Source organism: Moorena sp. SIO4A1 (genome assembly GCF_010672065.1).
In the GTDB taxonomy this organism is placed as follows: domain Bacteria; phylum Cyanobacteriota; class Cyanobacteriia; order Cyanobacteriales; family Coleofasciculaceae; genus Moorena.
Genome location: NZ_JAAHHX010000546.1, coordinates 1 through 1,687 on the forward strand (window position 1 = coordinate 1; position 1,687 = coordinate 1,687).

At 40.8% G+C, this 1,687-nt stretch carries 4 protein-coding genes and 1 pseudogene; 2 read left to right on the plus strand and 3 right to left on the minus strand.

The annotated features are described in order from the left end of the window. On the plus strand, positions 1-423 hold a 423-nt coding region (locus tag F6K53_RS40455; RefSeq protein ID WP_293085797.1), incomplete at its 5' end, for an Rpn family recombination-promoting nuclease/putative transposase. A 106-nt stretch (positions 424-529) separates the two neighbouring features. Here F6K53_RS40455 and F6K53_RS40460 read toward each other — a convergent pair. Both F6K53_RS40460 and F6K53_RS40465 read right to left on the minus strand, forming a co-directional pair. Continuing rightward, positions 530-892: a XisI protein gene (locus F6K53_RS40460; protein WP_293085800.1), complete on the minus strand. Its 363-nt coding sequence runs from the start codon at positions 890-892 to the stop codon at positions 530-532. Beyond that, positions 871-1,296: an element excision factor XisH family protein gene (locus F6K53_RS40465; protein ID WP_293085803.1), complete on the minus strand. Its 426-nt coding sequence runs from the start codon at positions 1,294-1,296 to the stop codon at positions 871-873. Before F6K53_RS40465 ends, F6K53_RS40460 begins: the two co-directional genes overlap by 22 nt. 97 nt (positions 1,297-1,393) lie before the next feature. Between F6K53_RS40465 and F6K53_RS40470 the strand changes: the two genes are divergently transcribed. Further along, positions 1,394-1,522, plus strand: a complete 129-nt coding sequence (locus F6K53_RS40470) for a hypothetical protein (protein ID WP_293085806.1) — start codon at positions 1,394-1,396, stop codon at positions 1,520-1,522. On the opposite strand, the pseudogene F6K53_RS40475 reads toward F6K53_RS40470, so the two are convergent. Continuing rightward, positions 1,468-1,687: pseudogene (locus tag F6K53_RS40475) on the minus strand (16S rRNA (cytosine(967)-C(5))-methyltransferase); the annotation flags it as partial. The gene F6K53_RS40470 and the pseudogene F6K53_RS40475 sit on opposite strands and share 55 nt — an antisense overlap.

Here is a 1,687-nt window from a genome sequence, read left to right on the forward strand (position 1 = left end):
TTGGTGTTTGTGGAACTCCCCAAATTTACTAAGCAACTGGAAGAGTTGGAAAGTGTGATAGATAAGTGGATATTTTTTATCAAAGAAGCGCCCAACTTAGAAATTATTCCTGACAAACTCAGGGAAATCCCACAGCTAGAACAAGCTTTAACAATAGCGAATCAAGCGGGGTTGAGTGTCTCAGAAGTGGAAAAACTCCGCAAACAGGAGATGGCCTTGGAGGACGCGCGACGTGCATGGAGTTTCGCGAAAAGGGAAGGACGAGAAGAAGGACGAGAACAAGGCAGACTAGAAGGACGAGAAGAAGGTAGACTTGAAGAAAAACAGCAGATTGCTAAACAGATGAAGGCCGCTGGGTTACCCCTGAATGATATTGCTCAATATACGGGGTTGACTATCGATGAAATTAATCAGTTGTCCTAAGAGAGTAATAAAAAGTTAAAAAAATACCAATTAACGTAGGGTGGGCAAAATAATATAATCATTAATACTCAACAAAACCAAACTGTTTTTGCCCACCCGACAATCTCTAGGAAATAGCATAGCCAGTGTGTTGTCGGATATGGGGAGGATGAAAAGCTAAAACAATTTGTTCTTTGGGTATTCCCGCCGCCAGTAGCTCTTCTGTAATGCCGTGATCTAGACCATCATGGTGTAGCCAAATTTTATTGTTACGTATCTCAGCATCAAAGATGAGTGAATGAATTCGTTGTGTATCGTTCCAACCTTCCCTAATAACTAGATAGCGAGTTTTATCATCGCTAACAATAATTTTACTGATCACGGTATTATTGATAGAATTATTTTTGTGACGATTCAGGATATTACAATAGTTGTTCAGTATCTGAAGAAGAGCTGTAGCACAATTGGTTACTCCAGTGAAGGTTTCCATAGCGTAATTGTCTCCTGGTTTTCATCAAAGATTAGTAATTTAAGATGACGACTTTCTATAACAATTTGGACAAGCTCCTCTTTGAAAAAACTGTTGTATATGCTGTGACGCACTGCCAGATAAAGTTCCCGTTCTGGGTAAAGTTTTTCAATCAGGTCTTCGTAGAGGAAATACTGTCCTAATGCTTGCTCAAAATCCCTGACAGGTGAGGCACTGATAAAGCTTTTAACTTCTACGGCGATTTTTTGGTTTTTACGCTGGGCAATGAGTAGCTTTTCTGCACCAAGGTCTACAAAGAGATCACGACCGCCAACCTCTAAAGTGAAGGGCTCGTCTTTAATACTCCAACCGTCTTTTATTAAGGCGGTTTTGACAGTATCGTGGTAAAAATCCTTGGCAGGCATGTAGAACGTGGATTATATGGATATTGCTATTATAGTAAAGATTATAAAGTAAGGTGGGCAAAGTAATTTAATCATTAACACTCAAAAAAAAATTTTTTTGCCCACCCTACAAGCTCCCGACTCCCGACTCCCTATTCCCTACTCCCTATTCCCTGTTCCCTATTCCCTTTCCTATATCATCCGCTTCAACCGCACCATAAAAAAACCATCCATCTGGTCTCGATAGGGCACAACTTTGAGCCAACCTTCCGGTGTTGAAAACGCTTTAAGAAACGAAAGAGTAGGGGGTTCAATTTGCCACTGAGAATGACCTTCCAGAAACCATTGTATTACCCCCTCATTTTCTTGAGGATTTAAGGTACAGGTAGCATAGACTAACACACCTCCGGGC

What these genes read in the sequence shown, in the direction of transcription:
- F6K53_RS40460 (WP_293085800.1), bottom strand. Translation starts at nt 892, where the DNA reads ATGGAAACCTTCACTGGAGTAACCAATTGTGCTACAGCTCTTCTTCAG.
- F6K53_RS40465 (WP_293085803.1), bottom strand. Translation starts at nt 1,296, where the DNA reads ATGCCTGCCAAGGATTTTTACCACGATACTGTCAAAACCGCCTTAATA.